Raw genomic sequence first — 14673 nt, forward strand, 5'->3', positions numbered from 1 at the left:
GGGTTCGCCCGACCCGACCCGATGTGAAAACGATAATGGTTATCGCTGTAGAGTGTCCCATCATGGAAGCACTGATCGAACCCTTCGGGGTCACCTTCGTCCAGCGTGCGCTCTGGGCGGGCCTCCTGGTCTCGGCCGTCTGCGCGATCGCCGGCACCTGGGTGGTCCTGCGGGGCATGGCCTTCCTCGGGGACGCGATGTCGCACGGCATGCTGCCCGGGGTCGCCCTGGCTGCCCTGTTCGGGCAGAGCCTGTTCGTGGGCGCAGCGCTGGCGGCGGGGGCCATGGCCGCCGGGGTCACCGCGCTGAGCCGCTCTCCCCGGTTGTCCCAGGACACGAGCATCGGCCTGTTGTTCGTGGGGATGCTCTCGGTGGGCGTGATCCTGGTCTCGCACTCGGCGTCGTTCGCGGTCGACCTCACCGCATTCCTCTTCGGCGACGTCCTGGGCGTGCGGGAACGGGACCTGCTCCACCTGGGGCTCTCCCTCGCCGCAGCACTGGTGGTCGCGGTCGTCGGCCACCGGGCGTTCGTCGCGCTGGCCTTCGACCACCGCAAGGCGCACACCCTGGGTCTGGCGCCGCGCTTCGCGCACGCCGCCCTGTTGGGCCTGGTCACCCTCGCCGTGGTCGCCTCGTTCCACGTGGTCGGCACGCTGCTGGTGTTCGGGCTGCTCATCGCCCCGCCCGCCACCGCGCTGCTCTGGGCCAGGAGCATCCCGGGGATCATGCTCACCGCCGCACTGTTGGGCGGCATCGCCACCTACGTCGGACTGCTCGTCTCCTGGCACTGGGAGACGGCGGCCGGGGCGAGCATCGCGGCCACGGCGGTGGCCTTCTTCTTCGTCTCGGCCCTGGCCTCCGCCCTGCGGTCACGCGGCTTCGCCAGGCGACACCCCCCGACCGAGGAGCGCTCCGCCGACCCCGCGCCCCTGCCCACCACCCTGGAAGGAACGGTGACACCGTGAACCGTCGACGCCGCACCGCCGCCCTGGGAGCGGCGGCCCTGGTCACCCTGCTCGCAGGTGGCTGCTCCGGCGGCGCCGCCGAACCCGAGCCCTCCGATGAGGAGACACCCCACGGGTACGTCGAGGGGGCCGAGGAGACCGCCGAGCCACAGCTCCGGCTGGTCCTCGCCGACACCGACACCGGCCAGGTGCGGCTCCTGGACCTGCTCACCGAAGAGGTCTCGGAGTTGGGCGAGGTCCCCGAGGTGGACGGCGTCGTGGGCGACGGCCGCTTCGCCTACCTGAGTTCGTCCGATGACGGGACCACCGAGGTCTTCGACAGCGGTGTGTGGACCGTGGACCACGGCGACCACAACCACTACTACCGGACCGGCTCCGGACACGTCGGTTCCCTGAACCTCCCCGGCCCCGCTCAGGTCGTCACCGACACCGCGCTGACGTCGGTCACCGCTGGCCCGGGGGCGTCGCTGCTGCTGGACAGGGCGGAACTGGAGGACGGGACGGTCGCCACCGCCGACATCGCGCTCGACGAGGGGGCCATCGTCCTCCCCTACCAGGGGGCACTGGTCACCGTGGACGACGACGGGACGGTCCGCGTGCTCGACCGCGACGGAGCCCCGCAGGCGACCCCGGATGCGACCTGCACCGAACCGGACGGCGCGGCCGTCACCCGCCGAGGTCTGGTGATCGACTGTGCCGAGGGCACGCTCCACGTCACCGAGGAGGACGGCGAACTGACCGCCTCGCCCCTCTCCCACCCGGGTGAGGAACGCGGCGGCCCCTTCCTCCACCGTTCCGGCTCCGCCGTCCTGGCCGCGCTTCCCGCCGACGACACCGTGTGGGTCCTGGATCTGGCCGAGGGCGAGTGGCGTTCCCACGACCGGCCCGGAGCCGTGGCGGCGACGGCGGTCGGCGAGGAGGGGCCGCTCCTGGTCCTGACCGATGACGGGACCCTGCACTCCCTCGACCCGGAGACCGGGGAGGAGGAGGCGTCCACCGCCCTGCTGGACACCGTGGATCCCGAGCTGCCGCCAGCCCTCCTGGCGGACACCTCCCGCGCCTACGTCAGCGACCCCGCAGCCGGGGTCGTGCACGAGATCGACTACGCCGACGACCTGCGTGTGGCCCGCACCCTCGAACCGGGGATCGCGCCGCACCTGATGATCCAGACCGGACGGTGAACGCCATGCTCCCCCGACGTCCCCTCGCCGCCCTCGCGGCCGCCACGCTCACCCTGACCCTGGCCTCCTGTTCCTCGGAGGAGGAGGGCACGGGGATCGTGGTGACCACCAACATCCTCGGCGACGTCACGGCACGGATCGTCGGCGACGAGGCACCGGTCACCGTGCTGATGCCGCCCGACACCGACCCGCACTCCTTCGCGATCTCCGCACGCGAGGCCGCGACCCTGGAGAACGCCGACCTCGTCGTGCACAACGGCCTCGGCCTGGAGGAGGGGGTCGCCCGCAACGTGGCCGCCGCCGAGGAGGCCGGGGTACCCGCCCTGGAGGTCGGCGCGGAAGTCGATCCGCTGCCGTACACGTCTGACGAGAGCGAGGGCGAGCCCGACCCGCACTTCTGGACCGACCCGGCTCGGGTCGGCCTGGCCGTGGACCTCATCGCCGAGCGAGTGATCGAGGAGGTCGACGGGGTCGACGCCGACACTGTGCGCGCCAACGCCGAGGCCTACGCGGCCGAGGTGGACGAGCTCGACGCGTGGATGGGCGAGGAGTTCGCCGCCCTGCCCGCCGAGAGCCGCAGGCTCGTGACCAACCACCACGTCTTCGGCTACCTCGCCGACCGCTACGGCTTCGAGGTCATCGGAGCCGTGATCCCCAGTGGGACCACCCTGGCCTCGCCCAGCACCTCCGACCTCAAGGACCTCTCCGACGCCGTGGCCGAGGCCGGTGTCTCCGCCGTCTTCGCCGATTCCTCCCAGCCCGACCGGCTGGCCACCGTCATGGCCGAGGAGGCCGGGGTGGAGATCGAGGTGATCCCGCTCCACTCCGAGTCCCTGAGCCGCGAGGGCGGGGGCGCCGAAACCTACCTGGAGATGATGCGCGCCAACACCGAGGCCATCACCGCCGGGCTCCGCGACGACTGAGCCCGCCTTCCGACCACCCCCCAGTCACCCCCCGCACCAACACCCATCCCTGAGAGAGAAGAAGCATGCGCCCCAACCGAACCACCCGAGCGGCGGCCCTGCCCGCTCTGCTGTCCGCCGGTCTCCTCCTGACCGCCTGCGGAACCGGCTCCGACGACGGCGCCGCGAGCGCCGACGAGGAGGCGACCCCGGCCGAGGCCGTGGCGACGGAGCCCCTCGTCACCACCTACGACGGCGGCCTGTACGTCCTGGACGGCGAGTCCCTCGAAGTGGTCGCCGACATCGAGATGGAGGGCTTCAACCGCGTCAACCCCGCAGGGGACGACCGCCACGTGTTCGTCTCCACCTCCGAGGGCTTCCAGGTCCTCGACGCGGCCGGCGCGGAGCTCACCGACACCCTCTTCCCGGCCGACACCCCCGGTCACGTGGTGCGCCACGGCGGCCGGACCGTCCTGTTCGCCGACGGCACCGGCGAGGTCACGGCCTTCGACACCGACGCGCTGGGCTCGGGTCTGCCCGAGGAGACCGACGTCCACACCGCCGAGGAGGCCCACCACGGCGTGGCGGTCGAGCTGGACGAGGGTGAACTCCTGCTCACCCTCGGCAACGAGGAGGAGCGCGTGGGCGCCCTGGTCCTGGACGCCGACGGGGAGGAGATCGCCCGCAGCGAGGAGTGCCCGGGCGTGCACGGGGAGAGCGCGGCCCAGGGCGGGGCCGTGGCCATCGGGTGCCAGGACGGCGTGCTGATCTACCAGGACGGCGCGTTCACCAAGGTCGAGAGCCCCGACGACTACGGGCGGATCGGCAACCAGGCCGGTTCCGAGGAGTCGCCCGTCATCCTGGGCGACTACAAGACCGACCCGGACGCCGAACTGGAGCGCCCCGAGTCGATCGCCCTGGTCGACACCGCCGAGGGCGACCTGGAGCTGGTCGACCTGCCCTCCAGCTACACCTTCCGGTCCCTGGGCCGGGGCCCGGCCGGTGAGGCATTGGTGCTGGGAACCGACGGCTCCCTGCACGAGATCGACCCCGACTCGGGCGAGCTCACCCGGAGCATCGAGCTGATGGACTCCTGGGAGGAGCCGCTGGAGTGGCAGGACCCCCGGCCCGCGCTGTTCGTGCGCGGTGGCACCGCCTACGTGAGCGACCCGTCCACCAACCAGGTGCACGCGGTGGACCTGGCCTTCGGTGAGGTCACCGGCTCGGTGACCCTGGACGAGGCCCCCAACGAACTGAGCGGCGTCGCCCACTAGGGCGTTGTTCGGTGGATGCTGCCGTGGCGAGCGGTGCATCCGGTGCTGCTGGCACATGCCCGAAGCGGGAGCGCCCCTCCTGTGCGCCGCTCCGCGAGCTCCGCGGTGTCGCACAGCGGGGGGTCGGCCCGGGTGTGGCTGTCGGCTGACCAGAACGCCGTGCCGGTGCCGCTGGGGCGACGCGGGGCGTGTGTCCGCCGAACACGCTCTGGGTCGTTGCTCCACCCCGTCGCACGGCGGGGGCAGCCCCCCGAGGCCCGGGGGCCCGCGCGTGACGGCGCGGGCCCCCGGGCCGACCCGTCTCCCGGCTCCACGTTCGGATCGGGGTCCGTTGGTGGTGGCGACGGCTTCCCGCCAGGGGCCTCAGCGGGCGGCGGGGCCCGTGGAGTCGCGGATCACGAGATGGGTGGGCAGGACCACCCGCTGCGGGGCGGGGTGCGCGGTGGAGAGCGACCCCTTCCTCAGCAGGAGCTCCACCGCCACCCGGCCCGCCTCGTCCTCGGGACCGGCGAGGGTGGTCAGGGCGGGAACACACAGGTCGGCGCCGAAGATGTCGTCGTAGCCGACCACGCTGGCCTCTCCGGGAACCGCGACCCCGCGTTCGGAGAGGCGACGCAGGACACCGATGGCGAGCAGGTCGTTGTGGGCCACCAGAGCGGTCGCCCCGGACACCAGGGCGGCGTCGGCGGCGGCTCCGCCGCCGCTGACCCTGGGTGGGAACGGACCCAGGCGGGCGACGGCGAGCCCGCGCCGCTCCGCTGCCGCCCTCAGCGCCTTCCACCGTTCGTTGGCGAGCCAGGACTGGTGCGGGCCGGAGAGGTAGACGATCGACCGGTGCCCCAGCGAGGCCAGGTGCTCGACGATCTGCCAGCTCCCCGGTCCGCTGTCGACCACCACGCCGGGAAGGCCGTCGACCTCGCGGTTGACCAGTGCCAGGTTGTGGCTCTGCGAGATCCCCACGGTCGTCTCGTCGCTCATACGGCTGGCCGCCAGCACGAAGCCGTCCACCGAGTGGTCCAGCCGTTCGATCTGGTTGCGTTCGTTGGCCGCCGACTCCTCGGTGTTGCCGAGGATGAAGGTGACGCCCGCCTCGCTGGCACGCCGTTCCGCGCCCCGGATCGTGCCGAAGAAGTGCGGGTTGGTGATGTCGGGGACCAGCATCGCGATGGTCGCCTTGTGCCCGGACTGCAGGGCCGTGGCCAGGGGGTTGGGCCGGTAGCCGAGCCGTTCGGCTACCCGCAGCACGTGGTCGCGCGTGGTCGCGTTCACCCGGCGGGGGTTGCCGAAGGTCCGGGAGACCGTGGAGGCGGCCACACCGGCCTCGGCCGCGACGTCGTAGATGGTCGTGCGCCTGGGAGTCTTCATCTCGCCCCCTTCCTACCGGGTTGTGACAACTTTTGGCAATCGCTTGCCACTGATGTGAACGGAAACCTAGAGTTCACAAAAGTGTGACACCCACCACGTCCACGGCCGCTGATCAGCGCAAAGCCGTGTACTCCCGACTGGAGCCGACTGGGATGACCCAACCCCCCGAACCGAACGACACCGGGCCCCCGAGTCCCGCGCGGACGGTGGTCCGCTGCCTGGAGAGGGCCGAACTCGTCGTCGGCGCCCTCCTGCTCACCCTGATCTTCACGCTGATGCTCGTCCAGGCGACCCAGCGCCACCTGCCGGTCTCCGGCTGGGTCTGGACCGGCGAACTGGCCCGGTTCGGTCTCGTGTGGCTGACCTTCTCCCTGGTCGGATACCTGGTGGGCCGGGACGAGCACATCACTCTGAAGCTCGTCGACCACGTGGCCCGCGGCCGGGTCCTGCGCGGAGTGTGGGTCCTGGCTAACCTCGTCGTCGCGGCGGTCGCCGTCGGGTTCGTGTTCGAGGCCGCCGAACTCGTCTTCGGCGGTTCCCCGCAGACCACACCCGCCCTCAACGTCCCCCTGTCCTGGACCTACGTCATCCCCATGGTCGGGCTGTCCCTGGCCGCGCTGCGCGCCCTGGCCAACACCCTGCTTCCCGCGCCCCCGGCCCTGGAGACCACCCCCGAGGAGCGTGCCGAATGAGCGCCGCGCTGGTCGTCACCGGCATTCTCGTACTCCTGCTGCTGCGGGTCCCCGTGGCCTTCGCGATCCTCGGCCCGACCCTGCTGTACATGGTCGTCACGGACCAGTCGACGGGTCTGAGCCTGCGCACCGCCGCCCAGGAGGTCAACAGCTTCCCCCTGCTCGCGGTCCCGTTGTTCATCCTGCTGGGAGTGGTCGCCAACCACACGGGGATCGCAGACCGCATCTTCGCCTTCGCCCAGGTGCTGTTCGGCCGGGTGCGCGCCAGTCTGGGCTACGTGAACATCGGCGTCAGCGTCGGTTTCTCGTGGATCAGCGGCACCGCCCTGGCCGACGTCGCGGGTATGGGCAAGATGCTCGTCCCGGCCATGACCAGCCGGGGGTACCCCCGGCGTTTCGCCCTCGGACTGACCGCCTCCTCCAGCCTGATCAGCCCGGTGATGCCGCCGAGCATCCCCGCGATCGTCTACGCCTCGGTGGCGGCGGTCTCCACGGCCGCGCTGTTCGCCGCCGCCGTGGTCCCGGCCCTGCTGATCGCGGGCGGCCTCGCGCTGTACGTCTTCGTGTGGAGCCGCAAGCAGCCCCAGCTCGCCGGACGGCGCTCGGCACCCGGCGAGTTCCGGTCCGCCGCCCTGCGCGTCGTCGGCCCCCTGGGAGCACCGGTGCTGCTGCTCGGGGGCATCCTCAGCGGCCTGTTCACACCGACCGAGGCAGCCGCCGTCGGCGTCGCCTACGTCCTCGTGCTCGGGTTCTGCTACCGGCGCCTGACCCTGCGCTCCCTGTGGAGCATCGCCGTCGAGACCGCCACCACGGCGGCGTCGATCACCCTGATCCTCGCCGCGTCGGGGCTCCTGGGCTGGGTGCTGGCCCGCGAGCGGGTGCCGCAGGACATCGCCTCGTTCCTGCTCGGCTTCACGGACAGCCCCGTCGTGTTCCTCCTGCTGGTGAACGTGGCGCTCATCCTGATCGGCACCATCCTGGAACCCATCGCGGCTCTGGTCATCACGGTGCCGGTCCTCCTGCCGATCGCCGTGCAGTTCGGCGTCGACCCGGTCCACTTCGGTGTGATCGCCATCGTGAACCTGATGATCGGCCTGCTCACGCCACCACTCGGCGGCGTCCTCTTCGTCCTGGGTTCGGCAACCCGAACCCCCATGCACGAGGTGTTCCGCGGTACCGCGCCGTTCCTGATCCCGCTTCTGGCGGTGCTGGGACTGCTCACCGTGGCCCCCGAACTCGTCCTCTTCCTCCCCGGCCAGCTCGGCCTGTAGCGACCGTCCACCGGACCTCGCCGCCCACGACTCCCCGACCCCACCCACTCCCCGCGTGCCACCGAAAGGTCCCACCATGAACACCGGTCTCCGCTTCGCCGCGCTCCTGCCAGCGGCCGCCCTCGTCCTCACCGCCTGCGGTGCGGGCGACGACACCGACGGCCCCGTCCTGACCTTCTCCAACAGCTACACGGAGGACCACCCGCACACCCGCTGCGGCATCGACCTGGTGGCCGAGCACGTGGCCGACGCCGACGCGGGCTTCCGCGTGGACACCTTCCCGGGGAGCCAGCTCGGCGACAACACCGAGACCTTCGCGTCGGTGATGTCCGGCGACATCGACATGGACGTCCAGGGCTCGGCGGCGCTGGGTTCCGCCCACCAGCCGATCGGGGTCTTCGACGCGGCGTACGCCTTCGACGACGCCGACCACATGTTCTCCTTCTTCGACTCGGAGGCCGCCGAGGCCACGAAGCAGGGGTTCGAGGAGGCGACCGGGGCGAAGATCCTCGACGTCTGGTACTTCGGGGACCGGCACTTCACCGCCAACCAGCCGATCCGCACCCCCGCCGACCTCTCCGGGCTGCGTATGCGGTTCCCCGACTCCCCCATCTACCTCGCCAACGCCGAGGCGATGGGCGCCAGCCCCACGACGGTCGCCTTCGAGGAGGTCTACATGGCCCTCCAGCAGGGAACCGTGGACGGCCAGGAGAACCCGATCGCGACCGTCGCCGCCGACAACTACTCCGAGGTGCAGTCCCATGTCAGCCTCACCGGGCACCAGATCGGATCCCAGATGATCGTGGTCTCCGGTCAGACCTGGGACCGGCTCTCCGAGGGGCAGCAGGAGGTGCTCCAGGAGGCGGTCAGCGAGGTCCGGGAGGAGAACCGCGCCTGCATCGAGGAGGCGGAGGCCGAGGTCCTCGCCGAGTGGGAGGCCAGCGGCGCGATGGAGGTCGTCGACGACGTGGACGTGGAGGCCTTCCGCACCCAGGTCCACGAGCACTTCCTGTCCACGCTCGAGGGCGAGGCACTGGAGCTCTACGAGGCCTTCCGGGAGTCCGCCTGACCGCACGGGCCGGTGGGCGCGCGACGCCGCCGGCCCGTTCCACTCCACCTCCGCACCGGCCCGACACCGGTGCGGCGTGAGCACACCCCGCCCCGCGAACGGAAACGGAGTCTGAAGGACATGCGGCGATCCATCGCCACGGTCTCCCTCAGCGGAACCCTGGAAGAGAAACTGAGCGCGGCCGCCAAGGTCGGCTTCGACGGCGTGGAGATCTTCGAGAACGACCTCCTCGCCTCCCCCCTGGCCCCCCGTGAGATCCGCGCCCTGGCCGGGGAACTCGGCCTGACCATCGACCTCTACCAGCCCTTCCGCGACTTCGAGGGCGTGGATGACACCCAGCTGACGGCCAACCTGAGGCGCGCGGAGGCCAAGTTCGCGCTGATGGTCGAACTCGGGGTGGACACCCTGCTGGTCTGCTCCAACGCGACCGCCTCGGCGATCGACGACGACGCTCTGGCCGCCGCCCAGCTGCGTGCCCTGGCCGAGACCGCCGAGCCCTACGGGGTGCGCGTCGCCTACGAGGCGCTCGCCTGGGGGCGGCGCGTCTCGACCTACGGGCACTCGTGGCGGATCGTCGAGGCGGCCGACCACCCCTCACTCGGCCTGTGCCTGGACAGCTTCCACATCCTCTCCAGGGGTGACGACCCCTCGGGCATCCGGGACATCCCCTCGGAGAAGATCCTCTTCCTCCAGCTGGCCGACGCTCCGCCCATGGACATGGACGTGCTCCAGTGGAGCCGCCACCACCGCTGTTTCCCCGGGCAGGGCGGCTTCGACCTGGCGGCGTTCACCGGCCACGTGATCGCCGCGGGCTACCGGGGACCGCTGTCCCTGGAGGTGTTCAACGACGTCTTCCGCGCTTCCGACCCGGACCGGACGGCAGCGGACGCCCTGCGTTCGCTGTCCGCCCTGGAGGACACGGTGGCCCGGACAAGGCAGCCCGTCGACCCCGGGCAGCTCACGGACCGGCACCGCGACGGCGCCGTTCACCTGACCCGGCTCCCGGACCTCGTGCCACCCGAGGACCTGGCGTTCGTCGAGATCGCGGCCGCTGATCCGGCCGCAGGGCGTACCCGCTCCGTGCTGTCGGCGCTGGGGTTCGCGCACACCCGCGACCACCGGTCCAAACCCGTCGAGCTGTGGGAGCACGGGCACACGCGGATCCTGCTCAACTCCGCCGACCCCCGGCTCGGACACACCTGGACCGGCGACGCCGCCGTGACGGCGCTCGGCGTCGAGGTCCCCGATCCGGCCCGGGCGGCGGCCAGGGCCGAGGCCCTCTCGGCTCCCGCCCTGTCCCGCCGCCGTGACCCCTCGGAGGCGCGGATACGTGCCGTCGCCGCGCCCGACGGGACCGCCGTCTTCCTGTGCCCGCCCGAGGCGTCCGGCGGGGCGGACTGGACGGAGGACTTCTCCGCGCCCGCGGTCGGCGACCGAAACGAGGGTGCGCCGACCCCGCTCACCGGCATCGACCACATCGGCCTGTACCAGCCGTTCGACCACTTCGACGAGGCCTCGCTGTTCTACCGGACCCTGTTCGGGCTCTCCCCGTCGGAGAACACCGACCTGTCCTCTCCCGACGGGCTGGTCCGGAGCCGCGTCCTGACCAGGCCGGACCCGGGGTCGGGACCGCGCATCGCGCTGAACGTGTCCGTACTGGGACGCGGACCGCAGGCCGACGCCACCGGCGGATCGCAGCACATCGCCCTGGCCTGTGACGACATCGTCGCGGTCGCCCGTGCGATGGTGGCCGCCGGGGAGCCTCCGATCCGGGTCCCCGACAACCACTACGACGACCTCGCGGCCAGGTCGGACCTGTCACCGGCCCGGCTCGCGCTCATGCGCGGCCTGGGCATCCTCCACGACACCGACGGCGCGGGGGAGTTCTGGCACCTCTACACACCCCTGCTGGGCGGCCGGTTGTTCTTCGAGGTCGTGCAGCGAGTGAACGGGTACGAGGGGTACGGGGCGGCGAACACAGCGGTGCGGATGGCCGCGCACCGGGCCGCGCAGCGTTCGGAGCAGTGGACGTGACGGGCCGGACGAGCGACGGCGGGAGCGTTCGAGCGCTCTCCCCCACCCAGGACGTCCCCTCCTTCCTGGTCGGGCTGATCGGTTCGGGGATCGGCCCCTCCCTGACCCCGGCCATGCACGAGACGGAGGCCGCCGAACTCGGGCGCCGCCTGGTCTACCGCAGGATCGACCTCGACGCCTGGGACCTGCCGGCGTCGTCGGTCGGCGAACTCGTGCGCTCGGCCCCGCGTTACGGGTTCGACGGGCTGAACATCACCCACCCCTGCAAGCAGCTGGTCCTGCCCCACCTGGACGAACTCACCCCCGACGCCGCCGCGCTGGGAGCGGTGAACACCGTGGTGTTCGACGGTGAACGCGCGGTCGGGCACAACACGGACTGGTCGGCCTTCGCCCGCTCCCTGGAACTGGGGCTGCCCACCGTGCCGAGGGAGAGGGTGGTCCTGCTGGGCGCGGGCGGGGCCGGTGCGGCGGTGGCCCACGCCCTGATGACCGCCGGTGTTCGGGACCTGTCGGTGGTGGACACCGACCAGGACCGGGCCAGCGGACTCGTCCGGGACCTGGCGGAACGCTTTCCGGGGCATCGTTGCGAGGCGGCCCCTCCCTCTGAGGTCGGCGGCCTGCTCACCCGGGCGGACGGGCTGGTGAACGCCACCCCGGCCGGGATGGCCCAGCACCCGGCTCCTCCCGTGTCCCCGGAGCTCCTGCGCCCGCACCTGTGGGTGGCCGACGTGGTCTACCGGCCGTTGCGCACCGCGCTGCTCGCCGAGGCCGAGGGGATCGGGTGCGCCACTCTGGACGGCGGCGGCATGGCGGTGTTCCAGGCCGCCCAGGCGTTGGAGCTGATCACGGGCATGGTGCCCGACCACGACCGGATGATGGCGCACTTCGCCGCCGTCGCGCGGGGCTGACACGGGTGCGGTGACCGGTCGGTCCCGGGCGGGCACCGGTCCCAGGGCCGGGCCCGCCGTCACCCCTCGATCGGGATCCCGAACGGCCCCGCGTCGAAGTGAACTCGGTGGCCTCCACCGGGGCGCGGTCAGGTGGAGGTAGCCGTACTGGGTGGACCCGGGGGAGGTGGCGGCGGGCCACAGGGGCGATCCCACCCGCTCGATGAAGGACGGGTCCTCACCGTCGAAGGCCTGGGTGTGGACGGTCCCGGTGGCGGGGTCGAAGGCGCTGAACTCGAAGTACGACCCGATCCGAAGGGGCTGGTCGTGGAGGGGACGGGGAACTCCCTCGTGGGTGGCCTCGAACCGGGCGACGATGAACGCGCCGTCCCGATAGAAGGGGTGGACGTCCAGTCCCCAGGAGTGCTGGAGATCGCCGTTCCTGCTCCTCTTCCTCTGGGACACCGAATCCAGGTTGGCAGTTCACCACAGCGTGTTGGCTCTTGCGGCAGGCTTCTGTTCCGGAAAGGAGTGGGCCCCGCGAGAGGGAGCGTACGCTCGTGCTGACCACCTCCCGGCAGCCCCGGCCAGCCCCTTCTCACGGAAAGGCGCCCCCGTGCTCCCCTACGTCTCCGAGCCAGACGGCCGCCCCGCCCTGACCTTCGGCGAACGCGCGCTCTCCTACGAGGAGCTCTCCGGAGCGGCGTCACGGCTCGCCGCCCGACTCCCCCGGGACGGCCGGGTGGCGGTGTGGGCGACCCCCACCCTCGAGACCTGCGTCGCCGTGACCGCCGCGCTCCTGGCCGGGGTACCGGTGGTCCCGCTGAACCCGCGCTCCGGCGACCAGGAGCTGCGGCACGTGATCGACGACAGCGCCCCCGAACTCCTGCTCCACGCGCCCGGCGAGCGGACCCCGGAGGCCCTGGGAGCGCTACCCCGACTGGAGGTGGACGCCGCCCCCGGCCCCGGCACGCCTCCGTTCACCCGCGAGATGGACGACGAGGCCACCGCCCTGGTCGTCTACACATCCGGGACCACCGGGCCGCCCAAGGGGGTGCTCCTCTCCCGGCGCGCGGTGGCGGCGACCCTGGACTCCCTCGCCCGGACCTGGGCCTGGACCGGCGAGGACGTCCTGGTGCACGCCCTGCCCCTGTTCCACGTGCACGGCCTGGTCCTGGGCGTGCTCGGGCCGCTGCGCCTGGGCGCCGACCTGATCCACCTGGGCCGGTTCGACACCAAGGAGCTCACCCGGGCCCTCACGGCGCGGGCGACCATGGTGTTCGGTGTCCCGACCATGTACCACCGGCTCGCGCTGGCCGTGGAGGACGACCCCGCCCTGGCTGAGGGGCTGTCCCGGGCGCGGCTGCTCGTCTCCGGCTCGGCCGCGCTGCCGCTGCCCGATCACGAGAGGCTGACCTCCGCCACCGGACAGAGGGTGGTGGAGCGGTACGGGATGACCGAGACCCTCATGAACACCAGCGTGCGTCCGGGGGACCCGTCCGGGCACGGCACCGTGGGCGTCGCGCTGGACGGGGTGGAGCTGCGCCTGGTCGACGACGACGGCGCGGAACTGGGGCTCGGCACCGAGGAGATCGGTGAGGTCCAGGTGCGCGGCCCGAACCTGTTCAGCGGCTACCTCAACCGGCCCGTGGCCACCGCCGAGGCGATGGACGGCACCTGGTTCCGGACCGGCGACATGGCCGTGCGCGACGCCGAGGGGCGGGTGCGGCTGGTGGGCCGCCGGAGCACCGACCTCGTCAAGAGCGGCGGGTACAAGATCGGCGCCGGGGAGATCGAGAACACGCTGCTGGACCACCCGGGGGTGGCGGAGGCGGCCGTCACCGGGGAGCCCGATCCGGACCTGGGCGAACGCGTGGTCGCCTGGATCGTCGCGACCGGCCCGGTACCGCCGACCCTGGAGGAACTGGCGGAACTCGTGTCCTCGCGGCTGGCCCCGCACAAGCGCCCCCGCCGTCTGCACGTGGTGGACGCACTGCCCCGCAACGACATGGGCAAGGTCCTCAAACGGAAGCTGGGGGTGTGACCACGGGGTCCGGGTGCGGCGCGCCCGGACCCCGTCACCCGGTCAGAGTCGGACGTCCTCTCCGAACCAGGGCTCGACGATGCGGTCGTAGGTGCCGTCGTTCAGGGCCATGTTCAGCCACTGGTCCACGTAGTGCTTGAACACCTCGTCGCCCCGGGGCAGCATGAACGCCTTCTCGAAGAAGTCGAAGGGCTCCTCGGGGTTGACGGCGCACAGCTCCTCGTACTCGTTGGCCACCCACAGCACCTCGGAGGCGTCGGTGGTCATCACATCGGCCCTGCCCGCGACGATCTCGTCGAAGATCGTGTTGTTGTCGTGCGTGACGAGCTCGCCGTCCGGGTAGTGCTTCTCGGCGAACACCTGGTTGGTGCCGCCGCTGGGCATGATCGAACGCACCCCGGGCTGGTTGATCTGCTCGATGGTGCGGTAGTCGTCGACGTTCTCGCACAGGGTGATGGGGGTCTTGCCGTCCTCCATGAGCGGCGCGGAGAAGTACACCCGCTGTGCGCGCTCGGTGCTGACCGAGATGCCGCCGACCGCGATGTCGCAACCGGCGAGGAAGTCGTCCATCAGGTCGTCCCAGGTGGTCCGGGTCCACTCGATCTCCACGCCGAGCTCGTCGGCGAGGTCGCGCGCCATGTCGACGTCGATGCCGGTGAACTCGTCCGGGTCGGCGTCGAGGTAGGTGAAGGGCCGGTAGTCGCCGGTCGTGCAGACGTTGAGCGAGCCGCGTTCCAGGACCTCGTCCAGCCTGCTCCCCTCCAAAGTGGTGGTCTCGGGGTGGGCCGAGCCGTCGGAGTCCGCCCCCGAGCAACCGGCGGCGAGGAGGACGGCCAGCGAGGCGGCGGAGGCGGCGAGGACGGTGCGCGGTCGGGCTGGCGCTACTGGCACGTGCGGACTCCCGGCGTCTGGTGGGTGATCCGGGTCATATTAGTCACGGCCCGCAGCGCGCACCGCGGCCGGGCCCCCGGGAACGGGAACGGCCCCGC

The 14673-nt window shown here is 71.8% G+C and carries 12 protein-coding genes; 10 read left to right on the plus strand and 2 right to left on the minus strand.

From position 1 onward, the window contains the following. The first annotated feature begins 62 nt into the window (after nt 1–62). The 4 genes from aztB (at nt 63) to aztD (ending at nt 4322) form a co-directional block, all read left to right on the plus strand. Nucleotides 63–965: a zinc ABC transporter permease AztB gene (gene aztB / locus BDW27_RS20640; protein WP_110051151.1), complete on the plus strand. Its 903-nt coding sequence runs from the start codon at nt 63–65 to the stop codon at nt 963–965. Further along, nucleotides 962–2146: an ABC transporter gene (locus BDW27_RS20645; protein WP_110051153.1), complete on the plus strand. Its 1185-nt coding sequence runs from the start codon at nt 962–964 to the stop codon at nt 2144–2146. Before aztB ends, BDW27_RS20645 begins: the two co-directional genes overlap by 4 nt. 5 nt (nt 2147–2151) lie before the next feature. Continuing rightward, on the plus strand, nt 2152–3069 hold the full coding sequence (gene aztC / locus BDW27_RS20650) for a zinc ABC transporter substrate-binding protein AztC (RefSeq protein WP_040694933.1): 918 nt from the start codon (nt 2152–2154) through the stop codon (nt 3067–3069). A 65-nt stretch (nt 3070–3134) separates the two neighbouring features. Beyond that, the gene (aztD, locus tag BDW27_RS20655; RefSeq protein ID WP_110051154.1) at nt 3135–4322 is read left to right on the plus strand and encodes a zinc metallochaperone AztD; all 1188 of its coding nucleotides are present in this window, start codon (nt 3135–3137) and stop codon (nt 4320–4322) included. A 363-nt stretch (nt 4323–4685) separates the two neighbouring features. Here the strand turns inward: aztD and BDW27_RS20660 are convergent, their stop codons facing one another. Next, entirely contained in the window at nt 4686–5687 is a 1002-nt protein-coding gene (locus BDW27_RS20660) for a LacI family DNA-binding transcriptional regulator (RefSeq protein ID WP_017547091.1), read from the minus strand. Nucleotides 5688–5839: 152 nt separating this feature from the next. On the opposite strand from BDW27_RS20660, the gene BDW27_RS20665 reads away from it, so the two are divergent. The 6 genes from BDW27_RS20665 to BDW27_RS20690 all read left to right on the plus strand — a co-directional run bounded on the left by BDW27_RS20665 (nt 5840) and on the right by BDW27_RS20690 (nt 13684). Beyond that, complete coding sequence (locus BDW27_RS20665; RefSeq protein WP_199560720.1) at nt 5840–6379, plus strand: TRAP transporter small permease; 540 nt, start codon at nt 5840–5842, stop codon at nt 6377–6379. Then, nucleotides 6376–7650, plus strand: coding sequence for a TRAP transporter large permease (locus BDW27_RS20670; protein ID WP_110051156.1), 1275 nt, complete (start codon nt 6376–6378; stop codon nt 7648–7650). The genes BDW27_RS20665 and BDW27_RS20670 overlap by 4 nt, the downstream gene beginning before the upstream one ends. A 76-nt stretch (nt 7651–7726) precedes the next feature. After that, a complete protein-coding gene (locus BDW27_RS20675) occupies nt 7727–8719 on the plus strand; it encodes a DctP family TRAP transporter solute-binding subunit (RefSeq protein ID WP_110051158.1) in 993 nt (330 codons plus the stop codon). Between the two features lie 120 nt (nt 8720–8839). Beyond that, nucleotides 8840–10753, plus strand: a complete 1914-nt coding sequence (locus BDW27_RS20680) for a sugar phosphate isomerase/epimerase and 4-hydroxyphenylpyruvate domain-containing protein (RefSeq protein ID WP_110051160.1) — start codon at nt 8840–8842, stop codon at nt 10751–10753. Then, nucleotides 10744–11661, plus strand: coding sequence for a shikimate dehydrogenase (locus BDW27_RS20685; protein WP_017547086.1), 918 nt, complete (start codon nt 10744–10746; stop codon nt 11659–11661). Before BDW27_RS20680 ends, BDW27_RS20685 begins: the two co-directional genes overlap by 10 nt. Nucleotides 11662–12256: 595 nt before the next feature. Beyond that, nucleotides 12257–13684, plus strand: a complete 1428-nt coding sequence (locus BDW27_RS20690; RefSeq protein ID WP_110051161.1) for an acyl-CoA synthetase — start codon at nt 12257–12259, stop codon at nt 13682–13684. Between the two features lie 42 nt (nt 13685–13726). Here the strand turns inward: BDW27_RS20690 and BDW27_RS20695 are convergent, their stop codons facing one another. Continuing rightward, nucleotides 13727–14575, minus strand: a complete 849-nt coding sequence (locus BDW27_RS20695; RefSeq protein ID WP_110051163.1) for a transporter substrate-binding domain-containing protein — start codon at nt 14573–14575, stop codon at nt 13727–13729. Between the last annotated feature and the right edge of the window lie 98 nt (nt 14576–14673).

The organism is Nocardiopsis sp. L17-MgMaSL7, assembly GCF_003182025.1.
GTDB lineage: Bacteria > Actinomycetota > Actinomycetes > Streptosporangiales > Streptosporangiaceae > Nocardiopsis > Nocardiopsis prasina.

Coding starts and splice junctions, on each gene's coding strand:
- BDW27_RS20665 (WP_199560720.1), top strand. CDS start 5,840: ATGACCCAACCCCCCGAACCGAACGACACCGGGCCCCCGAGTCCCGCG.
- aztC (WP_040694933.1), top strand. CDS start 2,152: ATGCTCCCCCGACGTCCCCTCGCCGCCCTCGCGGCCGCCACGCTCACC.
- BDW27_RS20670 (WP_110051156.1), top strand. CDS start 6,376: ATGAGCGCCGCGCTGGTCGTCACCGGCATTCTCGTACTCCTGCTGCTG.
- BDW27_RS20675 (WP_110051158.1), top strand. CDS start 7,727: ATGAACACCGGTCTCCGCTTCGCCGCGCTCCTGCCAGCGGCCGCCCTC.
- aztB (WP_110051151.1), top strand. CDS start 63: ATGGAAGCACTGATCGAACCCTTCGGGGTCACCTTCGTCCAGCGTGCG.
- aztD (WP_110051154.1), top strand. CDS start 3,135: ATGCGCCCCAACCGAACCACCCGAGCGGCGGCCCTGCCCGCTCTGCTG.
- BDW27_RS20660 (WP_017547091.1), bottom strand. CDS start 5,687: ATGAAGACTCCCAGGCGCACGACCATCTACGACGTCGCGGCCGAGGCC.
- BDW27_RS20680 (WP_110051160.1), top strand. CDS start 8,840: ATGCGGCGATCCATCGCCACGGTCTCCCTCAGCGGAACCCTGGAAGAG.